Origin of the sequence: Hephaestia caeni (assembly GCF_003550065.1) — a bacterium.
Lineage (GTDB): Bacteria > Pseudomonadota > Alphaproteobacteria > Sphingomonadales > Sphingomonadaceae > Sphingomonas > Sphingomonas caeni_A.
Map to the genome: position 1 here is coordinate 1,787,620 of NZ_QXDC01000002.1, position 25,327 is coordinate 1,812,946.

The 25,327-nt window shown below is 64.7% G+C and carries 32 protein-coding genes; 18 read left to right on the forward strand and 14 right to left on the reverse strand.

Annotated features, from left to right (window positions below; all coding sequences use genetic code 11):
* Positions 1-7 precede the first annotated feature (7 nt).
* From DFR49_RS08320 to arsC, 4 genes are all read left to right on the forward strand, one after another.
* Complete coding sequence (locus DFR49_RS08320; RefSeq protein WP_119035130.1) at positions 8-430, forward strand: DUF2231 domain-containing protein; 423 nt, start codon at positions 8-10, stop codon at positions 428-430.
* A 63-nt stretch (positions 431-493) separates the two neighbouring features.
* Entirely contained in the window at positions 494-1,726 is a 1,233-nt protein-coding gene (locus DFR49_RS08325) for an MFS transporter (protein ID WP_119035131.1), read from the forward strand.
* Positions 1,727-1,895: 169 nt separating this feature from the next.
* Complete coding sequence (locus tag DFR49_RS08330; protein WP_119035132.1) at positions 1,896-2,324, forward strand: hypothetical protein; 429 nt, start codon at positions 1,896-1,898, stop codon at positions 2,322-2,324.
* A complete protein-coding gene (gene arsC, locus DFR49_RS08335; RefSeq protein WP_119035133.1) occupies positions 2,321-2,656 on the forward strand; it encodes an arsenate reductase (glutaredoxin) in 336 nt (111 codons plus the stop codon). Before DFR49_RS08330 ends, arsC begins: the two co-directional genes overlap by 4 nt.
* A gap of 91 nt (positions 2,657-2,747) precedes the next feature.
* On the opposite strand, the gene DFR49_RS08340 is transcribed toward arsC, so the two are convergent.
* On the reverse strand, positions 2,748-3,152 hold the full coding sequence (locus DFR49_RS08340) for a PAS domain-containing protein (protein ID WP_245968296.1): 405 nt from the start codon (positions 3,150-3,152) through the stop codon (positions 2,748-2,750).
* Positions 3,153-3,269: 117 nt separating this feature from the next.
* Between DFR49_RS08340 and purL the strand changes: the two genes are divergently transcribed.
* The 4 genes from purL (at position 3,270) to bfr (ending at position 7,600) form a co-directional block, all read left to right on the forward strand.
* The gene (gene purL / locus DFR49_RS08345) at positions 3,270-5,501 is read left to right on the forward strand and encodes a phosphoribosylformylglycinamidine synthase subunit PurL (RefSeq protein WP_119035134.1); all 2,232 of its coding nucleotides are present in this window, start codon (positions 3,270-3,272) and stop codon (positions 5,499-5,501) included.
* A 13-nt stretch (positions 5,502-5,514) separates the two neighbouring features.
* The gene (locus DFR49_RS08350) at positions 5,515-6,759 is read left to right on the forward strand and encodes a DUF418 domain-containing protein (protein WP_119035135.1); all 1,245 of its coding nucleotides are present in this window, start codon (positions 5,515-5,517) and stop codon (positions 6,757-6,759) included.
* A 65-nt stretch (positions 6,760-6,824) separates the two neighbouring features.
* Positions 6,825-7,019 (forward strand): (2Fe-2S)-binding protein, encoded by a 195-nt coding sequence (locus tag DFR49_RS08355; protein ID WP_119035136.1) that lies wholly within the window; start codon positions 6,825-6,827, stop codon positions 7,017-7,019.
* 98 nt (positions 7,020-7,117) lie between these two features.
* Entirely contained in the window at positions 7,118-7,600 is a 483-nt protein-coding gene (bfr, locus tag DFR49_RS08360; protein ID WP_119035137.1) for a bacterioferritin, read from the forward strand.
* Between the two features lie 57 nt (positions 7,601-7,657).
* Here the strand turns inward: bfr and DFR49_RS08365 are convergent, their stop codons facing one another.
* The 5 genes from DFR49_RS08365 to panB all read right to left on the reverse strand — a co-directional run bounded on the left by DFR49_RS08365 (position 7,658) and on the right by panB (position 12,642).
* Positions 7,658-8,083, reverse strand: coding sequence for an Hpt domain-containing protein (locus DFR49_RS08365; protein ID WP_119035138.1), 426 nt, complete (start codon positions 8,081-8,083; stop codon positions 7,658-7,660).
* A 97-nt stretch (positions 8,084-8,180) separates the two neighbouring features.
* The gene (der, locus tag DFR49_RS08370; protein ID WP_119035139.1) at positions 8,181-9,545 is read right to left on the reverse strand and encodes a ribosome biogenesis GTPase Der; all 1,365 of its coding nucleotides are present in this window, start codon (positions 9,543-9,545) and stop codon (positions 8,181-8,183) included.
* A 146-nt stretch (positions 9,546-9,691) separates the two neighbouring features.
* A complete protein-coding gene (locus DFR49_RS08375) occupies positions 9,692-11,014 on the reverse strand; it encodes an outer membrane protein assembly factor BamB family protein (RefSeq protein WP_211325823.1) in 1,323 nt (440 codons plus the stop codon).
* Positions 11,011-11,712 (reverse strand): tetratricopeptide repeat protein, encoded by a 702-nt coding sequence (locus DFR49_RS08380; protein ID WP_170150964.1) that lies wholly within the window; start codon positions 11,710-11,712, stop codon positions 11,011-11,013. Before DFR49_RS08380 ends, DFR49_RS08375 begins: the two co-directional genes overlap by 4 nt.
* A 66-nt stretch (positions 11,713-11,778) precedes the next feature.
* The gene (gene panB, locus DFR49_RS08385) at positions 11,779-12,642 is read right to left on the reverse strand and encodes a 3-methyl-2-oxobutanoate hydroxymethyltransferase (RefSeq protein WP_119035140.1); all 864 of its coding nucleotides are present in this window, start codon (positions 12,640-12,642) and stop codon (positions 11,779-11,781) included.
* Between the two features lie 355 nt (positions 12,643-12,997).
* On the opposite strand from panB, the gene DFR49_RS08390 reads away from it, so the two are divergent.
* Both DFR49_RS08390 and DFR49_RS08395 read left to right on the forward strand, forming a co-directional pair.
* Positions 12,998-13,435 (forward strand): DUF2178 domain-containing protein, encoded by a 438-nt coding sequence (locus DFR49_RS08390; protein WP_119035141.1) that lies wholly within the window; start codon positions 12,998-13,000, stop codon positions 13,433-13,435.
* A complete protein-coding gene (locus tag DFR49_RS08395; protein WP_119035142.1) occupies positions 13,428-13,652 on the forward strand; it encodes a helix-turn-helix transcriptional regulator in 225 nt (74 codons plus the stop codon). The genes DFR49_RS08390 and DFR49_RS08395 overlap by 8 nt, the downstream gene beginning before the upstream one ends.
* 405 nt (positions 13,653-14,057) lie before the next feature.
* Here DFR49_RS08395 and DFR49_RS08400 read toward each other — a convergent pair whose 3' ends face one another.
* Positions 14,058-14,495, reverse strand: a complete 438-nt coding sequence (locus DFR49_RS08400) for a hypothetical protein (protein WP_119035143.1) — start codon at positions 14,493-14,495, stop codon at positions 14,058-14,060.
* Between the two features lie 64 nt (positions 14,496-14,559).
* Positions 14,560-14,928 carry an ArsC family reductase gene (locus DFR49_RS08405; RefSeq protein ID WP_211325824.1) on the reverse strand — a complete coding sequence of 123 codons (369 nt, stop codon included), beginning with the start codon at positions 14,926-14,928 and terminating at the stop codon, positions 14,560-14,562.
* Between DFR49_RS08405 and DFR49_RS08410 the strand changes: the two genes are divergently transcribed.
* Positions 14,921-15,523 carry a redoxin domain-containing protein gene (locus DFR49_RS08410; protein WP_245968297.1) on the forward strand — a complete coding sequence of 201 codons (603 nt, stop codon included), beginning with the start codon at positions 14,921-14,923 and terminating at the stop codon, positions 15,521-15,523. The genes DFR49_RS08405 and DFR49_RS08410 overlap by 8 nt on opposite strands.
* Before the next feature lie 37 nt (positions 15,524-15,560).
* On the opposite strand, the gene DFR49_RS08415 is transcribed toward DFR49_RS08410, so the two are convergent.
* Complete coding sequence (locus tag DFR49_RS08415) at positions 15,561-16,088, reverse strand: MarR family winged helix-turn-helix transcriptional regulator (protein ID WP_170150965.1); 528 nt, start codon at positions 16,086-16,088, stop codon at positions 15,561-15,563.
* Positions 16,089-16,220: 132 nt separating this feature from the next.
* Here DFR49_RS08415 and DFR49_RS08420 point away from each other — a divergent pair, with 132 nt between their 5' ends.
* Both DFR49_RS08420 and DFR49_RS08425 read left to right on the forward strand, forming a co-directional pair.
* The gene (locus DFR49_RS08420; protein WP_119035145.1) at positions 16,221-16,460 is read left to right on the forward strand and encodes a thioredoxin family protein; all 240 of its coding nucleotides are present in this window, start codon (positions 16,221-16,223) and stop codon (positions 16,458-16,460) included.
* Positions 16,461-16,949: 489 nt separating this feature from the next.
* Entirely contained in the window at positions 16,950-17,312 is a 363-nt protein-coding gene (locus DFR49_RS08425; RefSeq protein WP_425454922.1) for a helix-turn-helix transcriptional regulator, read from the forward strand.
* 43 nt (positions 17,313-17,355) lie between these two features.
* Here DFR49_RS08425 and DFR49_RS08430 read toward each other — a convergent pair whose 3' ends face one another.
* From DFR49_RS08430 to DFR49_RS08445, 4 genes are all read right to left on the reverse strand, one after another.
* Entirely contained in the window at positions 17,356-18,054 is a 699-nt protein-coding gene (locus DFR49_RS08430) for a DUF6088 family protein (RefSeq protein ID WP_245968298.1), read from the reverse strand.
* Positions 18,055-18,138: 84 nt separating this feature from the next.
* Entirely contained in the window at positions 18,139-19,194 is a 1,056-nt protein-coding gene (locus DFR49_RS08435; protein ID WP_170150966.1) for a DUF6551 family protein, read from the reverse strand.
* 589 nt (positions 19,195-19,783) lie between these two features.
* Positions 19,784-21,016, reverse strand: coding sequence for a type II toxin-antitoxin system HipA family toxin (locus DFR49_RS08440; protein WP_119035147.1), 1,233 nt, complete (start codon positions 21,014-21,016; stop codon positions 19,784-19,786).
* Positions 21,016-21,393 (reverse strand): helix-turn-helix domain-containing protein, encoded by a 378-nt coding sequence (locus DFR49_RS08445; RefSeq protein ID WP_119035148.1) that lies wholly within the window; start codon positions 21,391-21,393, stop codon positions 21,016-21,018. The genes DFR49_RS08440 and DFR49_RS08445 overlap by 1 nt, the downstream gene beginning before the upstream one ends.
* Before the next feature lie 157 nt (positions 21,394-21,550).
* Here DFR49_RS08445 and DFR49_RS08450 point away from each other — a divergent pair, with 157 nt between their 5' ends.
* From DFR49_RS08450 to DFR49_RS08465, 4 genes are all read left to right on the forward strand, one after another.
* Positions 21,551-21,793, forward strand: a complete 243-nt coding sequence (locus DFR49_RS08450) for a type II toxin-antitoxin system Phd/YefM family antitoxin (RefSeq protein WP_119035149.1) — start codon at positions 21,551-21,553, stop codon at positions 21,791-21,793.
* Positions 21,793-22,218, forward strand: a complete 426-nt coding sequence (locus tag DFR49_RS08455; protein ID WP_119035150.1) for a type II toxin-antitoxin system VapC family toxin — start codon at positions 21,793-21,795, stop codon at positions 22,216-22,218. The genes DFR49_RS08450 and DFR49_RS08455 overlap by 1 nt, the downstream gene beginning before the upstream one ends.
* A gap of 153 nt (positions 22,219-22,371) precedes the next feature.
* The gene (locus DFR49_RS08460) at positions 22,372-23,100 is read left to right on the forward strand and encodes a protein NO VEIN domain-containing protein (RefSeq protein WP_245968299.1); all 729 of its coding nucleotides are present in this window, start codon (positions 22,372-22,374) and stop codon (positions 23,098-23,100) included.
* Positions 23,101-23,393: 293 nt separating this feature from the next.
* Positions 23,394-23,639 carry a hypothetical protein gene (locus DFR49_RS08465; RefSeq protein ID WP_119035152.1) on the forward strand — a complete coding sequence of 82 codons (246 nt, stop codon included), beginning with the start codon at positions 23,394-23,396 and terminating at the stop codon, positions 23,637-23,639.
* A 34-nt stretch (positions 23,640-23,673) separates the two neighbouring features.
* Here the strand turns inward: DFR49_RS08465 and DFR49_RS08470 are convergent, their stop codons facing one another.
* Complete coding sequence (locus tag DFR49_RS08470; RefSeq protein ID WP_119035153.1) at positions 23,674-24,642, reverse strand: GlxA family transcriptional regulator; 969 nt, start codon at positions 24,640-24,642, stop codon at positions 23,674-23,676.
* A gap of 101 nt (positions 24,643-24,743) precedes the next feature.
* Between DFR49_RS08470 and DFR49_RS08475 the strand changes: the two genes are divergently transcribed.
* Positions 24,744-25,286, forward strand: a complete 543-nt coding sequence (locus DFR49_RS08475; protein ID WP_119035154.1) for a cysteine hydrolase family protein — start codon at positions 24,744-24,746, stop codon at positions 25,284-25,286.
* Positions 25,287-25,327 lie beyond the last annotated feature (41 nt).

The following is a 25,327-nucleotide window of genomic DNA, read 5'->3' on the forward strand; positions in this document are numbered from 1 at the left end:
GGCCGCGATGCGGCTGATCGGCCACCCGCTGCACCCGATGCTGGTCCATTTCCCGATCGCCTTCTGGATAGCGGGAAGCCTGTGCGACGCGCTGACGCTCGCCGGGGTGGCGGGCGCGCGCCCGATCGCCTGGCTCGCGATCGGCGTGGGCGTCACGATCGCGCTGGTGACGATGGCGGCCGGGGCGATCGATTTTGCCGCCCTCGAGGAACGCCTCGTGCCCGCCGCGATGCGCCACATCGCGCTGATGGCGACCGCGTGGCTGCTCTACGCGATCACCTTCGTGTGGCGCAGCGACGGCTTTAGCCCCGGTGACGGACCGGTGCTGTTACCCGCGCTTTGCGGCTTCGCGGGGGGAATCGCGTTGCTCGGCGGCGCCTGGCAGGGCGGCGATCTCGTCTACCGCCACGGCGCGGGCGTCACGCGCTGACGGGTAGCGCGTGCGGCGCGATCAGCGTATTTCGTGGCCCCTGCCGACGCAGGGGACAATCGCATGACGCTGATCGCCGACCTCAAAGCGCTTTCCAAGCCGCAGCGGGCCGCCATCTGGGCGAGCTATCTCGGCTGGACGCTCGACGCGTTCGATTTCTTCCTGATGGTGTTCATGCTCTCGGCGATCGCGACCGAGTTCGGCACCGACATCAAGGCGGTGTCGGTCGCGATTTTCCTGACGCTCGCGGCGCGACCGTTCGGGGCGCTGTTCTTCGGCCTGCTCGCCGACAAGTTCGGGCGGCGGCCGATCCTGATGATCGACGTCACGCTGTTTTCACTGTTTTCCTTCGCCTCGGCCTTCGCGCCCTCGCTGGTCGCGCTGCTGATCCTGCGCACGCTGTTCGGTTTTGCGATGGGCGGCGAATGGGGCATTGGCGCAAGCCTGGTGATGGAAACGATCCCCGCGAAGCTGCGCGGGCCTGTGTCGGGATTGCTCCAGAGCGGCTACCCCTCGGGCTATTTCCTCGCCAGCCTCGTCTATTTCCTGCTGTTCGACTTGATCGGCTGGCGCGGCATGTTCATGGTCGGGATCGCGCCCGCGATCCTCGTCCTCCTGATCCGCATGCATGTCGAGGAAAGCCCCGCCTTCGAGGCATCGAGAGGCAAGCCGCGCGTCAACGCCTTTGCGGAACTCGCGCGGCACTGGAAGATCGCGCTCTACATGATCGTGCTGATGGCGGCGTTCAACGCGTTCAGCCACGGCACGCAGGATCTCTACCCGACCTTCCTCCAGCAGCAGCACCATTTCGACACCCGGCTGACCGGCACGCTGACCGCGATCATGAATGTCGGCGCGATCGTCGGCGGGATCGGCTTCGGGATCTGGTCCGAGACGATCGGGCGGCGGCGCGCGATTATCTATGCGTGCCTGCTCGCGCTGCCGGTGCTGCCGCTCTGGGCGTTCACCGCGACCCCGCTATTGCTGGGCGCGGGCGCGTTCCTGATGCAGGTCGCGGTGCAGGGCGCGTGGGGCATCGTGCCCGTGCACCTCAACGAACTGTCGCCAGGCGCCGTGCGGGCGATGTTTCCCGGTGTCGCTTACCAGCTCGGCAATCTGATCATGTCGCGCAATGCCGTATTCCAGGCCGATATCGCCGACAGCCACGGCGGCGATTACGGGCTCGCGCTGGCGCTGTTCGGCGGCGCGATGGCAGTGCTGATCGCAGTATGGACGGCGTTCGGCCCCGAGCGGACCGACGTCGATTTCACCGCCGAAGCAGCGCGTGAGGGGTGAGGGTCCGTTGGGGATGCGCCTTTCGGCGCATTGCGGCATCGGCCCGCTCCCCCACCCCACCTCCCATGCAGTATAATTACGTGGGAGGTGGGGTGGGGGAGCGGGCCGGTGCCGCCTCGGAAATCGCTCTTTCGCGATTTCCCGAACAGACTCATAGGACAAACCCACGATGCCCCGACTCCGCCAAAAGCAACGCCGGCGACCGCCGCCCCGCGCCTTCTGGATACTGGTCGCCGGGCTGATCGGGTGCGCCGCGTTGCTGTGGTGGCACTATCGCAACCGGCCCGACCCGGCACCGCCCGTCGTTTCCAACCGGCAGCGGCTGGTATCGGCCGCGATCGCCGCGCTGCGCGCCGATCCGAACGTCGCCGACATCGTCTATTCGCCGGCCGGGGACCAATGGGACGCAACCCCGATCGCGGGCACCGACGACGCCACCGCATTTGCCCGCTACGTCTGTTTCGTGCTTGATGCGCAGCATGTCATCCGGCCCGCGACGAGCGTGCGCGTGATCGACAACGACCGGCTCGAAGCGAGCGGATTCGACTATAGCCGGGCCAGCCGCGGCCGGCTGACCTGCGAAACGGAGACACGATGAAGGCGACGATTCTGCACAACCCGCGCTGTTCCAAATCGCGCGAGGCGCTGGCGATCCTCGAAGCGGCAGGCGCCGAGGTGACGGTGATCGACTATCTCAAGGCGCCGCCGAGTGCGGCCGATCTCAAGGCGCTGTACGCGCGCGCGGGCATGACGCCGCGCGAGGGGCTGCGCACCGCCGAGGCGGGCGCAAAAGCGCTGAAAAATGCCGACGACGACTCGATCCTCGCCGCGATGACGGCCGATCCGATCCTGATCGAGCGCCCGCTGGTCGCGACTGACAAAGGCGTGGTGCTCGGCCGCCCGCCCGAGAAGGTGCGCGAGATTCTTTAAAAATTCCGCTCGATCCGATGTGTTCCCGCGGAAGCGGGAACCCAGGGTCTCAGGCGCAGTGCTCCGCACCCTGGGCGAGCACGATCAACAGCTACCGCCCCGCCGGCATCTCGGCGGTGATGTCGAGCTTGGTGCCATAGAGATGCGTCGCGCTGCCGTTGCGCACGATGATGTCGGCGGTCACGAGCATCCAGCGGGGCGCCCCGCCCGGCCGCAGGATTTTTGCTTCAAAGGTGAAGCTGCCGCAGGTCGCGATCGCGTGGCTGCGCAATTGATCGAGCAGCACCCGCGATTCGGGATCATACATCGCGACGATGTCGCGCCGGTCGATCGCGCAACCGCGCGGCAGGCCGAACAGGTCGTAGACGCCCGGCGCCCAGCGCAATACGTCGCCGTCGAGCGCGCATTCCCACGCCGCCGGCAGCGGTCGCGGACCTTCCCCGATCCCCGGCCCGGCGCGGAATTCGTTCGGCAGCTTGAGCAAAGGACCGGCCACACACACTCGCTCGTTGGCCCGTATCGGGCTGGCATGATTCGTAATCGATCAACGTGAAGGCGAGGTAAAGCGGCAAAGCGGGGTGACGCGTCGATGCGGCCCGGCTAAAGCCGCGCCATGACCGAGATCACGCCAGAGATCGTCGCCCAGCACGGGCTGTCGTCCGAAGAATATGCGCGCGTCCTGAACGCGCTGGGCCGCGCACCGAACCTTGTCGAACTCGGCATCTTTTCGGTGATGTGGTCCGAGCATTGCAGCTACAAAAGCTCGCGCATCCACCTGAAGAAGCTGCCGACCACCGGCCCCCAGGTCATTTGCGGCCCCGGCGAAAATGCCGGCGTGATCGATATCGGCGACGGGCAGGCGGCGATCTTCAAGATGGAAAGCCACAACCACCCGTCGTATATCGAGCCGTATCAGGGCGCGGCGACGGGCGTCGGCGGCATCCTGCGCGACGTCTTCACGATGGGCGCGCGGCCGGTGGCGAATATGAACGCGCTGCGTTTCGGCTCACCCGACCACCCCAAGATGCGCCATCTGATCGCGGGTGTCGTCTCGGGCATCGGCGGTTACGGCAATTGCGTCGGCGTGCCGACGGTGGGCGGCGAGGTCGATTTCCACCGCGCCTACGACGGCAACATCCTCGTCAACGCGATGACCGTCGGCGTCGCGCAGACCGACAAGATCTTCTATTCGGCTGCCTCGGGTGTGGGCAATCCGATCGTCTATGTCGGCTCCAAGACCGGGCGTGACGGCATCCACGGCGCGACGATGGCCTCGGCCGATTTCGACGAGGATTCGGACGATAAGCGCCCCACGGTGCAGGTCGGCGATCCGTTCACCGAGAAATTGCTGATCGAGGCGTGCCTCGAACTGATGGCGTCGGACGCGATCGTCGCGATCCAGGATATGGGCGCGGCCGGGCTCACCTCGTCGTCGGTCGAGATGGCGTCGAAGGGCGGCGTCGGGATCGAGCTGGTGATGGACGACGTGCCCCAGCGCGAAACCGGCATGACGCCCTATGAGATGATGCTCAGCGAATCGCAGGAGCGCATGCTGATGGTCCTGAAGCCCGGCCGCGAGCCCGAGGCCGAGGCGATCTTCCGCAAATGGGAATTGGATTTCGCGGTGATCGGGCATGTCACCGATACCGGGCGGATGGTGCTCAAGTTCGAAGGCGAGACGGTGTGCGACATCCCGCTGGGGCCGCTTGCCGACGATCCCCCGGCCTATGACCGGCCGTGGGTGCCGACGACGCCCCCCGCCCCGCTCCACGACGTCCCCGACGTCGCCGACCTTGCCGCCGACCTCAAGACGCTGATGGGATCGCCCGACATCGCCAGCCGCCGCTGGATCTGGGAGCAATATGACCACATGGTCGGCGCCGACACCGTGCAGCGCCCCGGCGGCGACGCCGCGGTGGTGCGCGTCCACGGCACGAACAAGGCGCTGGCGATCACCACCGATTGCACCCCGCGCTACTGCTTCGCCGATCCCGTCGAGGGCGGGCGGCAGGCGATCGCGGAAGCGTGGCGCAACCTGACCGCGGTCGGCGCCACCCCGCTGGCGACCACCGATTGCATGAATTTCGGCAACCCGCAGCGGCCCGAGATCATGGGCCAGTTCGTCGGCTGCATCGAGGGCATGGCCGAGGCGTGCGCGGCGCTTGATTTCCCGATCGTGAGCGGCAACGTCAGCCTCTATAACGAGACCAGGACCGACGACGGCAGCGGGTCCGCGATCCTGCCCACCCCCGCGATCGGCGGCGTCGGGCTGCTTCGGGACTGGTCCAAATCCGCCACGATCGGCTTCAAGGGCAGCGGCGACGTGCTGGTGGTGATCGGCACGCGTGGCGGGCATCTCGGCCAGTCGCTGTGGCTGCGCGAGGTCCACGGCCGCGAGGGCGCCGAGGCCGGGCCGCCGCCGCCGGTCGATCTCGCTGCCGAGCGCCGGACGGGCGATTTCGTGCGCGGCCAGATCACGATCGGCGCACTGACGGCGGTGCACGACGTGTCCGACGGCGGGCTCGCGGTCGCGATCGCCGAAATGGCGCTTGCGGGTAATATCGGCGCGCTGATCCAGCCCGCCGGGCCGGGGCATATCGCCAAGCAGTTCTTCGCCGAGGATCAGGGGCTGTACGTCGCCACCGTCGACGACGCGCATCTGCTCGATTTCCTGACCGGCGCCGATGCCGCCGGGGTCGAGGTCGAACGGATCGGGCGCACCGCGGGCAAGCGCCTCATCTTCGAGCTGCACGACAACGACTTCTGCGTGCCCCTCGACGACCTGCGCGCGGTGCACGAAGGGTTCTTCCCGAAAATCATGGGCGCGGATTCGGCGCGCACCTGATGCAAGGCGTGGGGTGACCTCCCCCGCCCCACCAATCGCGCGGATCACCGCGATCGACACCGTGCGCGGGTTCGCGGTGCTCGGCATCCTGATCATGAACGTGGTCGGGATGGCGATGCCCAGCGCCGCCTATGGCGATCCGCGTGCCTATGGCGGCAGCGGAGGCGCGGACCTGATCGCGTGGCTGGCGGCGTTCGTGATCGCCGACGGCAAGATGCGCGGGCTGTTCACGATGCTGTTCGGCGCCTCGATGGCGATCGTCGCCGATCGCGCGGCGGCGCGCGGCGCGAGCCCGGCGGCGGTGCATTACCAGCGGATGGCATGGCTGCTCGTGATCGGCCTCATCCACGCCTATCTGATCTGGCACGGCGACATTCTGGCCGAATATGCGGTGACCGGCGCGATCCTGTTCTTCGCGATTGCGTGGCGCCCGGCGGCGCTGTTCTACATGGCGCTGGTGTTCTGGGGCGTCGACATCGCGATGCACGTCGATGCCTGGTGGGCGCTCGATACGCTGCGGGCGGCCGCCAGCCAGCCCGACGCCGCCGCCGATACGATCGCGCACTGGATGCGGCTGTCGACGCCCGACGCGGCGGCGGCCGCACGCGAACTCGCGGCCTATCGTGGCGATTTCGCGGACATCGAGGCGGCACGGATCGCCAACGCGCTCGCGATCCAGCGGATGCTGCCGCAATTGCTGGTCGAATCGCTCGGCATGGCGGCGCTGGGGATCGGCCTCTATCGCACCGGCTATTTCACGCGCTGGCCCGCGCGGGCGCATCGCGCGCTGATCGTCGCGGGCGCGGTCGCGCTGGTGTTGACGGCATGGATCGCGGGCGGCGCCGTCGGTCTCGATCCGGTGGCGATGCACGGCGCGGATGTCGCGAGCCTCATGCTGCGCCCGGCGATCATGCTCGGCTATGCGAGCGCGCTGATCCTGCTGGTGGCGAGCGGGAAGATGCGATGGCTCGTCGCGCGGCTGGCGGCGGCGGGGCGGATGGCGCTGACCAACTATCTCGCCAGCAGCATCGTTTTGACGACGATCTTCTACGGCTATGGCGGCGGCTGGTTCGGGGCGTTCTCGCGCGCGGCGCTGGTGCCGTTCGTGCTCGCGATGTGGGCGCTGATCCTGCTCTGGTCGGCGCCGTGGCTCGCGCGATTCGCTTATGGCCCGGCCGAATGGCTGTGGCGCAGCCTGGCCCGCCGCGCGCTGCAACCGATGCGCATCAGCCACAAGCCACCAAGCAAACGCGAATAGCTCGCAATAGGGCTTGCGAATCAGTCGCAATAGCCCTAGACGATCGGCACCGGAAGGAGCCCGAATTGGTCGTCTGTGTCTGCAATGCCCTTCGCGAAGAAGACGTCCGCGCCGCGGCGCGCGGCGGCGCGGCGACGGTCTGCCAGGCGTATCGCGCGCTCGATCGCCAGCCCAAATGCGGCCAGTGCGTCTGCTACGCACGTGAGATCATCGACGCCGAACGGGCCGCGGCGATGGACGAAACGCGCGCGGCTGCGTAGCATTCGCATCAAGAAAAACCCCTGATTTCCGCCATTTTTCGGGTGTCCTTCGCAGCGGCGATGGCGTAGAGTCGCAGGCCAGCACATAGGAGGCGGCCATGAAGGGCGATCCCAAGGTCATCGATTTTTTGAACGAGGCGCTCAAGAACGAGCTGACCGCGATCAACCAGTATTTCCTGCATTACCGGATGCTCGATCACTGGGGCGTCAAGCGGCTCGCCAAGTTCGAACACGACGAATCGATCGACGAGATGAAGCACGCCGACATGCTGGCGGAGCGCATCCTGTTTCTCGATGGGCTGCCCAATTTCCAACTGCTGGGGCGGCTCAGGATCGGCGAGACGGTCGAGGAGATCCTCAAGGCCGATCTCGCGCTCGAGATGGACGCGGTGCCGCAACTCAAGAACGCGATCGAATATTGCGAGCAGGTGCGCGATTACGTCAGCCGCGACCTGTTCCGCCGCATCCTCGTCAGCGAGGAGGAGCATGTCGATACGCTCGAAACCCAGTTCGACATGATCGAGCGGATGGGAATCGAGAATTACGTCCAGTTGCAGTCGAAGCCCGCCAGCGAAGATTGATTTGGGATGCCGCACCGGCCACGGAAATCGCTCTTTCGCGATTTCCCAAACAAACGCTCAGGCCTGGCCGAAGCCGCCCGCGCGGCGGCCGAAGCCATTGCCCGCATGGCGCTGGACCAGCGGGTTGGCCTCGCGTTCGAGCATCTCGAGCGTCCGTTCGAACAACGGGCGGAGCTGAACCACGAGTTCGAGCGCCTCGCTGGGATCGTCGCGGCTCTCGACGCAGGCGCGCGCCGTCACCTCGATCCGTTCGGACAGCAGCGCAAGCGGCCCCGCGCCGAATTGGTGCGACTCGCCTTTCAGCGTATGCGCGGGAAGGACGAGCGCGGCCGAATCGGCGCGCCGCATCGCGTCTTCGATCGCCGCGACCGATTTCACGCCGTCTTCATGGAAATAGCCGAGAATGCGCACGAAGCTGGCGCCCAACTCGCTGCGGGCCTGCTGAAAGGCCGTCCAGTCGACCAGCGAATCCTGTTCGTTCATCGTATCATCATTCCCCGCGCGGCACCGCGATCCCCCAGCAGCACCGACCTCCCGGCACTATCAGAAGTCGGTAAACGCGCGGTTGACGAGATCGCCGTCAGCCGCCGAACGGGTTTTTAGGCGCGCGCAGCGTCAGCCGGATCGGCACCGCACCGAAACCGAGATCGCGGCGGATGCCGTTGATCAGATAGCGCTGATAGCTGTCGGGAAGCTGATCGACCCGCGTGCCGAACAGTACGAAGCCGGGGGGCCGCGTCTTGGCCTGCGTCAGATAGCGCAGCTTGATCCGCTTGCCGCCGGGCGCGGGCGGCGGATTGGCATCGACCGCGCGTTCGAACCAGCGGTTGAGTTCGCCGGTGCCGACGCGGCGCGACCATGCCTCGCGCGTTTCGAACGCGACCTTGATCAGCGTATCGATACCCTTGCCCGTCGCCGCCGAGACGGTGAGCAACGGAATGCCCTTGGCCTGCGACAGCCCGTCCTCGAGCGCGCCACGCACGCCGTTGAACAGCGACGACGCGTTTTCGGCCACATCCCATTTGTTGAGCGCGATGACGAGCGCGCGGCCTTCTTCGAGGACATTCGCGGCGATCTTGAGATCCTGCACCTCGAGCCCGCGCGTCGCATCGAGCAGCAGCACCACGACCTCGGCGAAATCGACCGCGCGCAACGCATCCGACACCGATAGCTTTTCGAGCTTGTCCTGCACGCGCGCGCGCTTGCGCATCCCCGCGGTATCGATCAGCCGCACCTCGCGGACCCCGCCTTCGGGATCGTGCCACTGCCAGTCGATCGCGATCGAATCGCGCGTGATCCCCGCCTCGGGGCCGGTGATCAGCCGATCCTCGCCCAGCATCCGGTTGATCAGCGTCGACTTGCCGGCATTGGGCCGCCCGACGATCGCGAGCTTGAGGGGGGCGTCGGGGCTCTCCGGGTCGTCGTCTTCGGCCTCGATCGCCTTGCCGTCGAGATGCGGCAGCAGTGCCTCGAACAGATCGCCCATGCCTTCGCCATGTTCGGCCGAGAGTTGCACCGGATCGCCGAGCCCGAGCGCCATCGCCTCGTAGACGCCCGCCTCGCCCGCGCGGCCCTCGGCCTTGTTGGCGACGAGCACGATCGGCGTGGTCGATCCGCGCAGCCAGCGGGCGATCTCCTCGTCGAGCGGCACCAGCCCCGCGCGCGCATCGATCAGGAACAGCGCGACATCGGCCTGGCGCACCGCCGCCTCGGTCTGCACGCGCATCCGGCCCGGCAGCGTCGCGGCGTCCTCATCCTCGTAACCGGCGGTATCGATGACGCGGAAATCGAGCCCGATCAGGCTCGCGTCGCCCTCGCGCCGATCGCGCGTCACCCCCGGCTGGTCGTCGACCAACGCGAGCTTCTTGCCGACGAGCCGGTTGAACAGCGTCGACTTGCCGACATTGGGCCGGCCGATGATCGCGACGGTGGGAAGCCTGGACATGCGTGCCTTCTAACGTGTGTCGGCGATGCAAGAAAAGCCGCGTTCCCGCGAAGGCGGGAACCCGGGACGACAAGCGGTGCGCCCGCGGCCCCGGATTCCCGCTTTCGCGGGAACGCAGCGAGCTTTCGCTCGCGCTCCTTGCGTTCTCAACGGAAGGCCGAAATGCGGCCCGAATGATCGAGGATATACAGCGTGTTGTCGGCCACCACCGGCGGCAGCGTGATCGCCTTATCCACCGGCATCCGGCCGGTCTCCTCGCCCGTCTGGGGTGAGGCGAACACCACCTCGCCCTCGCTGTTGGCGAGGATCAGGCGATTGCCCGCGAGCACCGGCCCCGTCCAGATGATCAGCCCCTTGCTCTTCTTCTCGTTCTTGTAATGGCGAAGCTGGTGGAGCCAGCGGATCTTGCCGCTGCTGCTCGACAGGCAGATCAGCTTGGCATCGTCGGTGACGACGAACACCCATTCGCCCGCCACCCACGGCGTCGAGATGCCCGCGAAATCCTGCTCCCACAAGCGCTGGCCGGTATCGAGCTGGATCGCGACCATCCGCCCGCCCTGCCCGACCGCGTAGACGCGGCCCTGATCGATCACCGGATCGGCGTCGATATCGGCGAGCGAGGACACCGAGGTCGAAATCGTCGTGCGCGACAGCGCATCCTGCCACAAGGTGCGGCCGTTCTCGTAGCGATAGGCGTTGAGTTCGCCCGACGAGAAGCCCGCGACGATGCTGCCCTGCGCCACCGCGGGCGCGGCCACCCCGAACACGCCCTGCGATTCGAGCGAGGCGCTCTCGGTCCAGGCGATTTTGCCATCGGCCTGCGACAGCGCGTAGAGCTGATTGTCCTGGCTCAGCACATAGACGTTGCCGTTGCCGATCGACGGTGCGCCGCGCAGCGGGCCGCCCGGGCGCGCCCGCCACACCTCGGCGCCGTCGGCCGCCTTGAGCGCGACGACGTCGCCCAGCCCGTCGGTCGCATAAAGCGTGCCGTTATCGAAGCTGACGCCGCCGCCGAAGCGGGCGGCCTCGTTCTCCTTGCCGGTGGCGATCTGGCGCGTCCACAGCGTCGCGCCGTTATCGGCCGAAAAGGCATGGACGACGGCATCGACGTCGATCGCATAGACGCGCCCGTCGGCAACGACGGGGGCAGCGGCAAGCCGCTGGCGGTTCGATCCGCCCGCGATCTGCGCGGTCCAGGCACGCGCCAGCGATCCGCCGAGCGCGAGTTGCCCCATCGATTTGGCCGCGTTGCCGCCCGGCTGGCTCCACGCCGCGTTGACCGTGGGCGCCGGCAGCAGCACCTCGACCGCCTTGAGCGCGGGATCGGCCGAGATATCGTCTTCCGCGACCAGAATCGGCACGCGATCGCCGACGGTCGGCGTCTTCTTGCCGCCGCCCTTGAAAATACCGCAGCCGGCAAGCGCCAGCAGCGCCATCCCGACGGCGGGCGCCTTCATCAACTTGATCATTGCGCTGCCTTGTCCTCGTTCTGGTCGACCGCATCCACCCCTAGAGTGCCCGACATCTGAACCGCACGTTGACGGATCGATTCGGGGACATGCTCGGTGGCGGCGATCTGCCCGAACAGATCACCCGCGAGATCGCGGCGGCCCTGACGAAGATAGGCGAGCGCGACCATTTCGCCGGCGCTGCCGAACCACGGGCCGCCCTTCACCGCCAGGCCACGCAGGCGGCTGATCACCACGTCGGGCTTCAACGAATCATATTCGGCCGCCGTTTGCCGGATCAGCGCGAGATCGCGGAACGATTCGGCCAGCGACTGATCCTGCGCGATGCTGGCGAATTTCGCCGCCGCGCCCTTGAGATCGTTCTTCTGGAGCAGGATATCCGCCTCGGTGAAGCGCGCCATCGCACGATAGCCGTCGATATCCGAGGCCGCGAGCGGGGCGAGCTGTTTCGACGCCTCGTCGACCTTGTTCGCGCCGAGCGCCTGGATCGCCTGCTGGAATTGCTCGCCCTGCGTGCCCGCCACCTGTTCCTGATGATGACGCCAATAGAGGAAGCCCCCCAGCGCCAGCAGCGCGGCGACGATGGCGACGATCACCCAAACGCCATAACGGCGTGCGAATTCGGCCATCTCGTCGCGGCGAAGCTCCTCATCCACCTCGCGGAAGAAAACCTCGTTGGTCGGGGGCTGGGACGCCAAAGGGGAACTCCTAGATCATCGGAAAGGCGCGGACATTACCCGCGCGCAAAGCGAAACGGAAGCGACTCAATCCTTGGGCGCGTACGTCTGTTCCGCGCCGGGAAACGCACGCGAGCGCACTTCGCCTGCATAGGTCTCGACCGCGGCGGAAATGCGGCCGGCCAAATCGTCGAAGCGCTTGACGAAGCGCGGGGTGCGTTCGAACAGCCCGAGCATGTCCTCCGCGACGAGCACCTGGCCGTCGCATTGCGCCGATGCGCCGATGCCGATCGTCGGGCAGTCGATGCCGCGGGTCAGTTCGACCGCGATCGGTTCGACCACGCCTTCGACGACAAGGCTGAACGCGCCGGCCGCGGCGATCGCCTTGCCGTCGTCGATGATCTTCGAGGCTTCTTCCTGGCTGCGCCCGCGCGCGCCATAGCCGCCGAGCATGTTCACCGCCTGCGGGGTAAGGCCGACATGCCCCATCACCGGAATCCCGCGCTCGGTGAGGAAACGCACGGTTTCGGCCATCGCCGCGCCGCCTTCCATCTTCACCGCGGCCGCGCCGGTCTGCTTCATCAGCCACGACGCGCTCTCGAACGCCTGCACCGGCGACGCCTCGTAGCTGCCGAACGGCAGATCGATGACGATCAGGCTGTGATAGCTGCCGCGCACCACCGCGCTGCCGTGCGCCGCCATCATCTCGAGCGTCACCGGCACGGTCGAGGGCAGACCGTAGATGACCTGGCCCAGACTGTCCCCGACGAGCAGCACGTCGCAATGCGGATCGAACAGGTGCGCCATCGGCGCGGTATAGGCGGTGAGCATCACCAGCGGCTGATCCGTGCCCTTGCGCTTGCGGATCGCGGGCACTGTCATCCGCTTCATCGGCGCGGAGACCGGAGTCGCCCGGCTGGTCGAGGTGTCGATCGTATAGGTGGTGGACATGGCCGCGCTCCTTAGCCGCTCGATCGAGGCGACGCCAGCGCCTCGCCCTCACGCGCACGGCGCCCCGCCCCATCCGACTGCTGCACCGTGCTGTCCTACAAGGCCCGTCCATGCTATGACATCGTACTGAAAATCGGGAGGGAATAGGCGCCGACTCGACCCAAGGTTGTCGAAGCGCCGTTCTTGCCGTTTTGGCCTCACCTTCGCCTAACTTTCCGCCGCCGCATTCCCTCCTCCGCCATCGCCGATCCACGGACGGCGCGGCGCGCGGCGGCAACGATAATGTTCATTTCTATTGACTTCATGTTCAATATATTTAACATGATGCCATCAATCCATGACACGGAGTCGATCGATGGCGTTCAGGGAGAAGCTGGCATGGGTAACCCTCGGGTCGATGCTCATTGCCTATTCAATCTACTTCTGGTTGCTGGCCACGCGTTTTGATCTGAGCCGCCCCGACGGGCCGCCGACGGTCGCGATGCTGGCGCTGTTCGGCATGGTGACGGTCGCGCAGGTGATCGTGATCGCCATTGCCACCTCGATCCTCGCGATCCGGGCGCAAAAGGATGCCAATGCCAAGGCCGACGAACGCGACCGGGCGATCGCGCGGCGCGCGACAGGCGTGGCCTATGTCGTGCTGATGGTGGGGATGATCGTGGTCGGGGTGGTCATGCCGTTCAGCGAGCCACGCTGGAAGATCGCCAACGCCGCCTTGCTCGCACTGGTGCTCGCCGAGGCGATACGGTACGTTCTCGTCATCGTCAGCTATCGGAGGGGCTGGCATGGCTAAGCCCCCGATCGCCAACGATATCCGCACGCTGCGCTTCCTCGCCGGCGAAATGACCCAGGCCGATCTCGGCGACCGGATCGGCGTGACGCGCCAGACGATCGCCGCGATCGAGGCGGGCAAATATTCGCCCACGCTCGAAGCCGCGTTCCGGATCGCCCGCGTGTTCGGCAAACCGCTGGAGGAGGTCTTCCGCTGGGAGGAGGACAGCTCCTCCTGAAGCCGGATGCCTTTACGTCGAACCGCTCCCCAAACCCGTTCGCCCTGAGCTTGTCGAAGGGCCGCACTTCGTGCCGCAAGCGATTAACGAGCCCATCGCAGAACGGCTCCCTTCGACTGCCTGCCAAGGCAGGCGCTCAGGACAGGCTTCGACAAGCTCAGGGCGAACGGATCAACGTAAAATCATCCGACTCTAAAAGGAAGCGCGAGGAACCGCCATTTGCAGGCCAACATGGGCTGAATGTCGGCCGGCCCTAGTATGGTGGAATCGAAGTTCCTGTCATCATCGTCACCCCGGGCTTGACCCGGGGTCCCGCTTCCTTGCGCGGACGGACCGAAGAAAAGCGGGATCCCGGGTCAAGCCCGGGATGACGAAATCAATGCGACGAACTTCAGATTCAGGGGACTAGCTTACCCAGCCTCGCCGTGTCGCATAGCCGGTGAACCAGATCGCGAAGATCGCGATCAGCGCGATCAGGATCGGAAACGGCAGCGTCGTGCCCGCGCCTTTCACCGCGATCACATCAGTCGCGAGGAAAAGGTATCCGAACATCACCACGATCGCGATCAGCGACAGCACGAACAGCCAGCGCGCCGCCGCCGATCGCGCGAGCAGCGCAAACGCGCCGAGCAGCCCCGCCCCGACGGCGACCGCATAGGCCCCGTTGTACCAGCCCGGCAGCGCGGCGTAGAGTTGCCGATCATAATCGGTCGCCGGCCCCATCGCATCGGCGCCGAGCGTCCATTGCAGATACCAGGCATAGCAACCGAACGCATTCCATAAGGTCAGCAGAATCGCGACCACCCGGAAGGCGGCGGTGGGCCGCTGCCGCAGATACGCCATCGTTCCTCTCCCGAAGTTTCGGGACCGAAAGCTGCGCTCGTTCGTCGCCGAATGCAATCGCGATTTACGCGGGCGTAACCATCCCCGACTCGCCGAACATCGCGGCGTATCGCTCGGGCTTGAACCCGACCAGCAGCGCGCCGCCTTGCTCCAATACCGGCCGTTTGATCATCGACGGCTGCGCGACCATCAGCGCGATCGCTGCCGCCTCGTCCAGATCGGCCTTGTCCGCTTCGGGCAACTTGCGGAAGGTGGTGCCGGCGCGGTTGAGCAGCGTCTCCCAGCCGACGATGCCCGCCCAGCCGCGCAGCGTCTCGGCGTGGATACCCGCCGTCTTGTAATCGTGAAAATCATAGGCGACGCCGTGTGCGTCGAGCCAGCCCCGCGCCTTCTTCATCGTGTCGCAGTTCCGAATACCATAGATCGTGGTCAAGGCGTCTCCCCTTCGCGCAATCACCGCCTTGCGCTATATCGACGGCATGGAACAGGGCAAGTCAGGCGACACGGCGCGGTTTGCGGTCGCGCCGGAATGGCAGGTCGATCACTGGCTCAATACCCGCGAGCCGCTGAGCCTCGCGGTCTTGCGGGGGCGCATCGTGGTCGCGGTGGCGTTCCAGATGCTGTGCCCCGGCTGCGTCGCCGAGGCGCTGCCGCAGGCGCAGCGCACCGCCGCCAGTTTCGCCGCGGCCGATGTGGCGGTGATCGGGCTCCACAGCGTGTTCGAGCATCACGCGGCGCAAGGCACGCCCGAGGCGCTGGCCGCCTTCCTCCACGAATATCGGATCGGCTTCCCGGTCGCGATCGACGCCCATGTCGATGGCGACCCCCTGCCCGCCACGATGCGCACCTATGCGATGCGCGGCACACCGACGCTGCTGCTGATCGACCGGCAGGGGCGGCTGCGGCTCAACCATTTCGGGCATCTCGACGACATGCGGCTGGGCGCGGCCATCGCGACGCTGATCGCGGAAGTCGCGGCGCATCCCCTGTCCGAAACCGGTGCGACGGGGGCGGTGTGCGAGGTTTAGTCGTCGGGCTGCCGGCCATCGGGCCGTGACGAAAGCATCACGCAGGCATCTGTTCGTAGCAGATGCTGAGGCTGTCCTCGTCGCTGAGAAATACATCGAGGAGCGCACAGCGGTGCGATCCTTCCGGTTCGGTCGCCATCAAGAAATGCTTGCAGGCCCGGCACTGACCGAACGGTCTGCCGCCCTGCCGGGCGATCGAACCGACAAGCATCTTGGCAACAAGCGCCATGAAGGTATCGCGCTCCCCATCTGAAAGCTGTGGAAGCATCTGAGCGATAACGCTCGGCGGCGGCGCATTCAGCATCGCGCGCCCTTCATCAGTCAGAGCAAGACGGAAGACCCGCTGATCGCCCGGATCCTGTCGGCGCGATACGAGCCCCTTATGCTCAAGCGCGCTGATCGTCTGCGAGACGCTGCCCTTGGTCTGGCCCAGCCAGGCGGTGAGCGCCTTCGCGGTCCGGGAAACACGGTTCGCCGCGGCAAGATAGGTAAGCGCCTGCCACTGCACGGGCTGGAGGCCGCGACCATAGCCTTCGGCCGCAATGATCCGCGCGAAACGCAGCAACAGTTCCTCATCATTCCTGGCCATATCGATTTTGGTATCGACTAAAAACTATCTTGGCAAGGCGATGGAGCTGTGGCACGAATCAGGTATCGAGTCGATACTAACTCGATGCATCAGCCAAGGAGGTCTGTGATGACGAAAGCCATATTCTACCATGCCGGATGCAACGTCTGCGTCGATGCCGAGCAGCAGCTTGCCTATTCTCTCGATCCCAAGCGGTTCGATGTCGAGATCGTGAACTTCGCCGATGCACCGGGCCGTATCCGGGAAGCCGAGGCAGCGGGCGTCAAATCCGTCCCCGCGTTCGTGATTGGCGGTCAGCCCTATCACATCAATTTCGGCGCCTCGATGGCCGACGTAAAAGGGGCATGATCCCGCGCCCGTAACGTGATCGGGTGTCCGGCGGCCGAACGCCGCCGGAGCCCATCCGTTTAGAGCGCCAGCCGCGATATCGGCGATCCATTCCCCGGTCAGATCGGAATCGACATCGTCATCCTCGGCGATACGGGCAAACAAAATGTTGGTCACCCCGGTGCCGGGACTCTGATCGTCCGGCTCACTCCCACTCGATTGCTCGGGGCCATATCAATCATCTGAATTTATTGTAGAAAATATTTTACAGCCCAATTACTACCGGCCCAGGACCCGTCAGAAAGCTACGCTGCTGATATCGCTGAGGAATTTCCACCGACCTCCGCAAGCCATCTATCGACTACTATCGGCTCTTTGCGCGCCGTTCTAGCTCTGACGTCCGGACTCGGATCGCGGCAAAAAGTACCGTCAGCGTCTTCGGATTCCGGCGCCTACGCGAACAGGCAAAGTCTGGCCTGCATCAGGACTCCTCCACATTGGAGGATAGACATGACCAAGAAACCAAGCCGCGTACGCGTCCTGATGATGCCATATCAGGATGGCGACGATAGAGACCCGGTGGGGTACTCTGGCCCCGCCACCGTGCTGACCGGCCTGCCACGAACGATCAGACGGCACGAACTCCGGCTGATCGTCCCGCTTGCCGACAGCACCATCTACGAAATGGAGAAGCGCGGCGACTTCCCGCGCCGCTTCAATCTGACGCCGCGATGCGTGGTATGGGACCTGGAGGAGGTCGAGGCGTGGCTGGAGCAACGCCGCCTGACCTATCTTGAGGGCCGAGCGAAGATCGCGCCCGGGCCGGATGTCCGCCAACGCAAAACCCGCCCCGTGAAATCGGCGTCCGATTGAACGGCCACAAGCTACCGCGCCATCTTCGGCGCGGTAGTCCGGATCAAGTGTGAGCGGCCTTCGTAACGCACCTGGCCAGCCAGGATGGAAGATGCGGTGCAACAGCCACCATGTCGCCGCGATCGGTCGGTGTGAGCTTCGCCTTCACTGCAGCCATGCCAGTTTCCGCTGCTTCCGGCCCGAGCCACACCAAAGCCCGAATCGCATCACCAACCGGCCGGTCGCCCAGGAGCAATTGCCAACGCAGTGCATGCCGCAGTTCCGCCGTTTGCTTACCGATACTGATAGGCCGGGAGCGGCCCGAAGTCAGATAGATGGACCGCATGGGCACCTGGGTTGTGGGCCCGAGCCTGTTGGCGGCAACAGCACCACTCGGGACGATGACCTCACCACTCTGGGCGGCAATCGCCCTTATCGCCTCTTCAATCGTCGGCACCCTTGTCCCGAACCGACCATGGACGGGCAGCAGGTACAAGCCTCGCCCGGCCCGGAAGAGTCGATCCCGCCGAGCAAGGCGGGATAGTGCCTGATCCACCGCCGCTCGATTGCCAAGATGCAGCAATCCCTTCGCGGACACGCCAGTGCCTGCAGGCAGGCCTTCCATATGGGCCATGATCTGGTCGGTCAGTTGCTGCATGATAGCGTCAGAAATATACATGATTTTCTGACAGTTTGCACTGGCCGGGTCGGCCTTCAATGCATTGTCTCTATCGGCCTCAAGACTTCCATGTTCTCCCGCCACTGCGGATCCATTCAACGGATTCAAGAGGTGAAATCTCAAGGAATGTTGCACTCGGCATAGAAGCCGAGTGCAACACCACAAAAACTATGCCGCGCTTTCAGTGTATTTTGGCTGGCTTAGGCTTCCGAGGATGGCGGCGTGAACTGCCACCGCCCGGGAATCGCCGCCGCTAAGGCCTTTTACGATCTCGCCCAACGACGCCATATCCAACCGTCGCAATGTCGGCACGAGGTCATCAGGATCGAAGCCTTCGGGCGGATTTGCGAAGAGCTTGATAAGGGCACCGAATATCGATGCGCCATAGGTGAGAGAATGTCCCTCATAGGCTTCTGCCAGGCTCGTCAGCGCCGCAGAAACAATTGCAACTCCATGACGCCGCAGCGCTGCCGCTATGGAGGATGTGAACGCAACCTCCCCAGCCCTCCACGCAGCGGATGAAGTGTTGCGGGCCATTTTCAAGCCAGCTTCAGTCACCAGGCGCTGAATTTCCAGGGCATCTTCATCCGCCGCTGCCAGAGCGGCATGGAAATCGTCCAAACGGTTCATAGGCTTCCGAGCTCGGTTGGCGACGATGAACATCCGAGCCTCGTCTTCGGGACTGTCATAGGTGAAAAGGCAGCACGGCAGTTGCAGCAGATCTCCTCTTCGCACGGCTGCAGCCCAGCGGTGCTGTCCGTCTATGATGACTTTCGATCCGTCCAGACGCCGCGAGACGACAAGCGGAGCGCAGAGCCGCCAGTCGAAATTGGCGGCGATGCTGGCGATCAGGCGCCGGGAGCCTTCATTGTCGATCGACCGCTGATAGGACTGATCGACGGTCAGTTCTGTGGTATGCACCCATTCGATACTGGGCATCTTTCCGATGGGCGGCCGGAATCCGATCTTGCGCTCACCACCGCGCCTTCTTCCTTTTCCGGCTTTGCTCTTCGTCCCGAACTGGGCGTCCTTGCCGGGGCCGATGGCGGCGATCGGTAACGCGGCCTCCGCCCCAAACCCGTTCATCAGTTGCGGCACTTCCTCCGGTGCGCGGGACCAAAGCTGACCTTGGTGCTCAATGACAACATCGCCCGGATGCACCCGCGCTGCGCCAACCGGCGTGGTAATGAGAAAGGTGCCGTTGGATGCGGGATCATCGGACATCTGCGTCCGGATCCAATCCGGGATAGACGACCCGTCATTGATCCAGTTGCGAACGTCGATGGGTTGGCAGGAAGGCTGTTGGAGTATCATCATACATCTCCCGAAAGCTCGCGAGCGTCATGCCGACGAGCAGTCAGGAGGTGCCTTCCAAACGTGCAACCTGGATGGCTTGAGGCTGCCAATTCCCAGGAAGGAAATATCAACAAGGGCTGACGAGGAGAGGTCGCCAAATTGGATCAACCAGATCGATCTTCCGAATTGTTCGCGACTTCACATGTCGCCGGACCCATCCGACGAAAGCACGAAAGGCGGACGCTTCCTTGGAGATATCGTCAACAGGAATCTCGTCGCGTCAGTTCGTCAGGCGCCGGCCCGTATGCGGCCAACGCTGCTGACGAGCATAATTAAGCCCTCAGATGACACGGCGAAATCGCCGCTATGGGCAGGAATCGCCCTTATCGCCTCTTCGATCGACGGTGCCCTTGCCCTGAACCGGCCAGGGACGCGGCACAGGAACAAGGTTCCAGCCGTCACAAATCAAACAATCATATATGAATAATTATGAGGTTTTATGCGGTATATTTGGTTATTACATAGCTAAAGCAATTTCCATCTGATCGTGGACAAAAGCGGCTTCATATTCGCGCGCCAGCCCGCCAGAAACACCGACATGGCGAAGCGCATCCCGCCACCCATCAGAAATGCGCCTAGCCGTCTCACGGATCATCTGGCGGGCATCCGCCTGGGTAATCTCGAAAAACTCGGAGGCGTCGAGCGCAAGGCGTATCGATCGATCGTGCGCGCCGCCCTCAAGGATGGCGGTCTCCAGATGCGGATTACGATCGGGCGCGGGGTTCACATCGAAAACCGGTGACAATCGCCAGCGACCAGATCCGACATAGAGGAAGCCATGATTCTTCAGGTGATCATCCTTGTTCGACACGAGGATGGTGAAGATCAGGCGGAGGAAGAGTTCGCGGAAATCCTCTCGCGGTTCGGCGGCATAAGCCCGCATGAAGTCGACGATCTCGGTGTAGGAGCCGAGTTCGGTCCCGGTCTTGCCGAGGGCGGTGCGCGCCGAGATATAGGGGATGCGTGCAGTCCCCCGCCGATCGAACCGCTGGATCAGCGCCACCGGAAACGGCGTGTCGACGAGTTCCAGCCTGACCTCGGGCGTGCGGATACCGCAGGCCCGGGCGAGTCGAAGCGTCGCCACCTCGACGCGTTCGATCGGTTGCTGGTCATGCACCGAGGTGAACTTGGCGAGCCAGAGCGTGTCGCCATCCCGGACATTGGCCTTGGGACGCGCTCCGCCCGAACCACCCGCGCCGGCCAGCGCCTGCATCTCCTCGGGCGAGATTTCCTTGCCCTGTTCATAGGCCCGCGCGATGGCGGTGATCGTCTGCAGATCGACCAGACGAGGCACGGCGTCCGTTGCATTGCCCCGGATGACTTCCCCTTTGTCATCCAGGAACCGCAGTGCACCCTGCCGGCAAATATCGTCTGACAGCGTCAGATATTCGAATTCGGAAAGGCCGTTGCCATAAGCGCGTTCGAGGAGTCTGCGCCCCCAACTGTCCGGCGCCGCGTCGGCAAAGACGCCGGCCAGCGCGTCGCGCGTGTTTCCAGACTGTCCGGACGTATGGAGCGGTCCTGCATCGAGCGGGAAGCTCGGCTGCACCGCAAAGGCGCGCGGATTCTCGATCCAGGCCGGGTCATAGGCGAAGGTCGAGAATTGTCGTGGTCCCGCCTGCGTGAAACGCAACTGACCAACCGGGGTAAAGCTCTCGCCGAGAGCAACATGGGCAACAAAGTCTGGCATCAGAACGCCGCGCCGTCGGGGTCGACGATATCGGTCTCGGCTTGCGCCGTCTCGTCCCTGGCTTGCTTCCTGCGCAGCGTGGCCGCAAAGGACCGCCCACGGCGCGGCTGGCGCTCGGCGATCAGCGCAAGCCCCAGATCGTCCTTGCGGATGTCGATCAGGTCTGCGAGCCGTTCGACGAGGCCCAGGACGACCAGGACATCGGCCAGCGTGCCGATGGCGACGCCGGGGTCGCCCTTCTCCAGGCGCGCGACGGTGCTCGGCGACGTCCCGGCACGTACGGCGAGATCGGCCACGGCGATACCGCGCCGCAGGCGTGCGCCGCGAATGTCCTGCCCGAGCCTTTCAAGGGCTGATTTTGATTTCGGCGAACCCATTCCAAACATCCATATACGGCACTAATTCCATCATAAATCATCATATATGACTGATTATATAATTTCTCAAGCGGCGATAGGAAATGGCAGAAGAGGCCTCACTGGAATCCTCAAGCCATTCACGCTATATGACTATCTACATGGTCAGGAGCGCGACATGGACGCAATCAATCTGGCGGACGCCAAAGCCCATCTGAGCGAGCTGGTCGACCGGGTCGAGGCGGGCGATTCGATCGACATCACCCGTCGCGGCAAGCCGGTCGCGCGGCTCACCGCCGTAGCCAGACCCCGCAAACCGATCGACGCCGCGCTGCTCAAATCTCTGACGGCAGCGATGCCACCCCAATCCCAGAGCGCTGCTGATCTCGTGCGTTCGATGCGGGATGGCGATCGCTACTGATGCTCTATCTCGACACGTCGCTGATCGTCGCGGCGCTCTCCAACGAAGCGATGACGCCGCGCGTTCAGGCCTGGCTGGCCGAACAGGATCCGGCGCAGCTTCTGATCAGCGACTGGACCGTTACCGAGATGTCGTCGGCCATGGCGATCAAGCTTCGAACCGGGCAGATCAGCCTGGAACAACGCGCCGCGGCGCTGGCCATGTTCAATAAGCTGGTTGCCGAGAGCTTTACCGTGCTGCCCGTGACGGGCGGGCAGTTTCGGGCGGCGGCGAGGTTTGCCGATCAGCATAGCTTGGGGCTTCGCGCGGGTGATGCCCTGCATCTTGCCGTCGCGTCGGAGCATGGCGCCACGGTGCACACGCTTGACCAGCGGCTCGCCGAGGCCGGACCGGCGCTCGGTGTGCCGGCGCAATTGCTGGCATGATCCGGGCCTCTTCCAGCTTGGCCGGCTTGCTCGGGAGCTGCCATGGCCGGTGACTGGTCCGACGAGCAGAACGACGCGATCGTCGCGGATTATTTCGCGATGCTTGGCGATGACACCGCCGGGCGGCCTTACAGCAAGGCTGAGCATAACCGCTTGCTGCAGGCGGTGATCGAACGGCCGCGCGGCTCGATCGAATATAAGCATCAGAACATCAGCGCCGTGCTCAAGGGGCTCGGTGAGGACTGGATTCCCGGCTACAAGCCGGCGTTCAATTTCCAGGCTTCACTCGTCGATGCGGTGGTGCGTTGGCTCAATCGTCACCCGGATTGGCTCGCACCAGCCGCGCGGATGGCGATGGCTCCGTCACCGTCAGCGCTTCGGGAAGAAGCAATGCTATGGATCGGCCCGCCACCGACGCACAGCAACGCACCGCCGCCCGACGAACTTGAACAGATGACCTTCATCGCGCGGAAGTACGACGTGGCGGAGCGCGATGCCCGCAATCGCGCTCTAGGTCGCGCCGGCGAAGAGCGTGTCCTCGCTCATGAGCGTGCCAGCCTGCTCGCCGCCGGCCGGACCGATCTCGCCGAGCGCATCCGCTGGGTGTCGCATGTCGATGGAGACGGTGCCGGCTATGACATCCGTAGCTTCGACACCGACGGCAGCGATCGCCTGATCGAGGTGAAGACGACCAATGGTTGGGAGCGGACGCCGTTTCACATCACGCGCAATGAGTTGACCGTTGCGGAGGAGCGACGCAGTGATTGGCGGCTAGTGCGATTGTGGAACTTTGCGCGGGAGCCAAAGGCATTCGAGTTGCGGCCGCCGCTGGAGGCGCATGTGTCGCTCATGGCGACCAGCTATCAGGCTAGCTTCCCGTAACGGCTGCCACCTTGCGGGTCGAAAAGACCCATTGTCAGACTTTCGCGGCGCTTTTGCCGCAGTCCAACTCCAGACACTCATTCAGACGCTGCTTTGCTGCTGAATTGAGCCGCTCGCTTACCGGCAGCTCTCGGCTTCCATACCGAGGAAGCGGAATTTCGTTCCGCTAGCCATCTAAGCCGGAGAGACCCAGAGACATTATTTGGAAGCGGCTCCTGCTGCGTATTTTTGAAGCGTTCAGGAGCAAGGGATGCTGGTGCATACGCCGGCGAATCGTTACCGTGACCTAGAACATGATGGCAACGACTAATCCCCACGTCGATCTCGTTCGGCCCAGCCGGGACGGTGATCAGTTTCACTACGCGTGGGCGGCCCGGCGCACGCTGGCGATGCTGCCGCCCGACGCGGCGCTAGTCGGAGTTTCGATTGAAGGGGTTACACCGGGCGAAGGCGAGCAGGTGTCTGCCGGTCTCGATGCGATCGATGTGGCGGAGTATGTAGGCAGCACCGATCTCGCGTCCGCGGCGCGCGTCACGTAACTATGACAGCCAATCAGGCCGCTTCCATACTGTCTCAGGCATGGAATCTCTGTCGATACTCGCTTGGTGACAGGCCGACGATGCGCAGGAAGATTTTGCGGAAGGCACCGGGATCGGCATAGCCGACCTCCCATGCCACCCGCTCCACCGGCAATTGGCCAAACTGGAGCAGTTCCTGCGCCTTGGCGACGCGCAGGCGCTGGGCATAATCGGTGGCGGTAAGGCCCGTGGCTTTCTGAAACCGGCGCAGGAAGGTGCGTGGTTCCAGACCGGCCGCGTCCGCCAGAACGGGCAGCCCCGCCTCCTTGCCCTCACTGGCTTGCAGGAGATGCTGCGCCTTGAGGATCGCGGCGTCGCCATGGTTCAGGCGCGGCACGAAGCCGCTATAATAACGCTGCTCGCGCCCCGGTGGATCGACCAGTAGCATCCTTGCCGTCCTGGTCATCACCCCGGGACCGAGAAAGCGCTCGACCAGCTTCAGACCCAGATCGGTCCACGCCATCAGTCCCCCGGCGGAGACGATATCGCCGCCGTCGATAATCAGCCGGTCGGTATCGAGCAGCACATCGGGGAACCGATCCGCGAACGCTTCGGCGAGGGTCCAGTGGGTGGTGACCGCCCGCCCCGCCAGCAGGCCGGTTTCGCCCAGCAGGAAAGCGCCGGCGCAGATGGAGGCCAGCACTGTGCCTTCGCCATGTCGTTTGCGTAGCCAGTCCGCCAGTAGTGACGCGGCTTCACGGGCAATCGGCGGCTCCAGCGACGGCGGCAGGATCAGCACGTCGCAGCGTGTCTGCTCGGACGTTTCAGCGGGGGCATCGCTGTCAAAGACCGCCACTGGCGACGCCGCTCCACGCGCCTGCAGGTGACGCAGGCGAAGCCGGGGCGCGTCGGCATTGGCCTCCCGCGCGATGCGGTCGGCGAGGGCGAACAGATCGGTCAGCCCGAGAACCGCCGACATCTGCGCGTCGGGATAAAGCATGATTCCGATCCGCGCGTCGGCCATATGTCGTTATCGCCCCTGATTCTGTCGATGATGCCAATGGCGGCGACCATCGCCCCGGACGATATTGGGCGCAAGCACCATCCAATCGAAAGGAACCCATCATGTCGAAGCGCGCCATTCTCGTCGTCGATCTCCAGAATGAATATTGGCCCACGGGCAAATTCCCGCTGGTGGGGATCGACGCCGCCGCCGCCAATGCCGCCCGCGTCATCGCCCATGCCCGCGCGCAGGGCGATCTGGTGGTCCACATCCGCCACGAGATGCCCGGCGGCCCGATCTTCGTGCCCGGCACCGAAGGAGCGGAGATCAACGCGGCCGTCCTGCCGCAGGACGGCGAGCCGGTCATCACCAAGAACTTCCCCAACTCCTTCCGCGACACCGGGCTGGATGCTCTGCTCAAGCAACAGGGCGTCACAGAGACCGTGGTGATCGGCGCCATGAGCCATATGTGCGTGGACGCCACCACGCGGGCGGCCAACGACCTGGGCTACAGCACCGTCACCATCCACGATGCCTGCGCCACCCGCGATCTGGAATTTGACGGCGTGACCACGCCCGCCGCGCAGGTCCATGCCGCGCTGATGGCTGCGCTCGCCTTCCTCTATGGCGAAGTGATCAGCACCGACGCCTTCATCGCGCGCTGAACCGAGCCGGGAAGGAAAGGCATCCAACCATGACCACACGC

What these genes read in the sequence shown, in the direction of transcription:
- DFR49_RS08320 (WP_119035130.1), top strand. Translation starts at nt 8, where the DNA reads ATGCGGCTGATCGGCCACCCGCTGCACCCGATGCTGGTCCATTTCCCG.
- DFR49_RS08325 (WP_119035131.1), top strand. Translation starts at nt 494, where the DNA reads ATGACGCTGATCGCCGACCTCAAAGCGCTTTCCAAGCCGCAGCGGGCC.
- DFR49_RS08330 (WP_119035132.1), top strand. Translation starts at nt 1,896, where the DNA reads ATGCCCCGACTCCGCCAAAAGCAACGCCGGCGACCGCCGCCCCGCGCC.
- arsC (WP_119035133.1), top strand. Translation starts at nt 2,321, where the DNA reads ATGAAGGCGACGATTCTGCACAACCCGCGCTGTTCCAAATCGCGCGAG.
- purL (WP_119035134.1), top strand. Translation starts at nt 3,270, where the DNA reads ATGACCGAGATCACGCCAGAGATCGTCGCCCAGCACGGGCTGTCGTCC.
- bfr (WP_119035137.1), top strand. Translation starts at nt 7,118, where the DNA reads ATGAAGGGCGATCCCAAGGTCATCGATTTTTTGAACGAGGCGCTCAAG.
- DFR49_RS08365 (WP_119035138.1), bottom strand. Translation starts at nt 8,083, where the DNA reads ATGAACGAACAGGATTCGCTGGTCGACTGGACGGCCTTTCAGCAGGCC.
- der (WP_119035139.1), bottom strand. Translation starts at nt 9,545, where the DNA reads ATGTCCAGGCTTCCCACCGTCGCGATCATCGGCCGGCCCAATGTCGGC.
- DFR49_RS08375 (WP_211325823.1), bottom strand. Translation starts at nt 11,014, where the DNA reads ATGATCAAGTTGATGAAGGCGCCCGCCGTCGGGATGGCGCTGCTGGCG.
- panB (WP_119035140.1), bottom strand. Translation starts at nt 12,642, where the DNA reads ATGTCCACCACCTATACGATCGACACCTCGACCAGCCGGGCGACTCCG.
- DFR49_RS08390 (WP_119035141.1), top strand. Translation starts at nt 12,998, where the DNA reads ATGGCGTTCAGGGAGAAGCTGGCATGGGTAACCCTCGGGTCGATGCTC.
- DFR49_RS08395 (WP_119035142.1), top strand. Translation starts at nt 13,428, where the DNA reads ATGGCTAAGCCCCCGATCGCCAACGATATCCGCACGCTGCGCTTCCTC.
- DFR49_RS08400 (WP_119035143.1), bottom strand. Translation starts at nt 14,495, where the DNA reads ATGGCGTATCTGCGGCAGCGGCCCACCGCCGCCTTCCGGGTGGTCGCG.
- DFR49_RS08420 (WP_119035145.1), top strand. Translation starts at nt 16,221, where the DNA reads ATGACGAAAGCCATATTCTACCATGCCGGATGCAACGTCTGCGTCGAT.
- DFR49_RS08425 (WP_425454922.1), top strand. Translation starts at nt 16,950, where the DNA reads ATGACCAAGAAACCAAGCCGCGTACGCGTCCTGATGATGCCATATCAG.
- DFR49_RS08435 (WP_170150966.1), bottom strand. Translation starts at nt 19,194, where the DNA reads ATGTCCGATGATCCCGCATCCAACGGCACCTTTCTCATTACCACGCCG.
- DFR49_RS08440 (WP_119035147.1), bottom strand. Translation starts at nt 21,016, where the DNA reads ATGCCAGACTTTGTTGCCCATGTTGCTCTCGGCGAGAGCTTTACCCCG.
- DFR49_RS08445 (WP_119035148.1), bottom strand. Translation starts at nt 21,393, where the DNA reads ATGGGTTCGCCGAAATCAAAATCAGCCCTTGAAAGGCTCGGGCAGGAC.
- DFR49_RS08450 (WP_119035149.1), top strand. Translation starts at nt 21,551, where the DNA reads ATGGACGCAATCAATCTGGCGGACGCCAAAGCCCATCTGAGCGAGCTG.
- DFR49_RS08455 (WP_119035150.1), top strand. Translation starts at nt 21,793, where the DNA reads ATGCTCTATCTCGACACGTCGCTGATCGTCGCGGCGCTCTCCAACGAA.
- DFR49_RS08465 (WP_119035152.1), top strand. Translation starts at nt 23,394, where the DNA reads ATGATGGCAACGACTAATCCCCACGTCGATCTCGTTCGGCCCAGCCGG.
- DFR49_RS08470 (WP_119035153.1), bottom strand. Translation starts at nt 24,642, where the DNA reads ATGGCCGACGCGCGGATCGGAATCATGCTTTATCCCGACGCGCAGATG.
- DFR49_RS08475 (WP_119035154.1), top strand. Translation starts at nt 24,744, where the DNA reads ATGTCGAAGCGCGCCATTCTCGTCGTCGATCTCCAGAATGAATATTGG.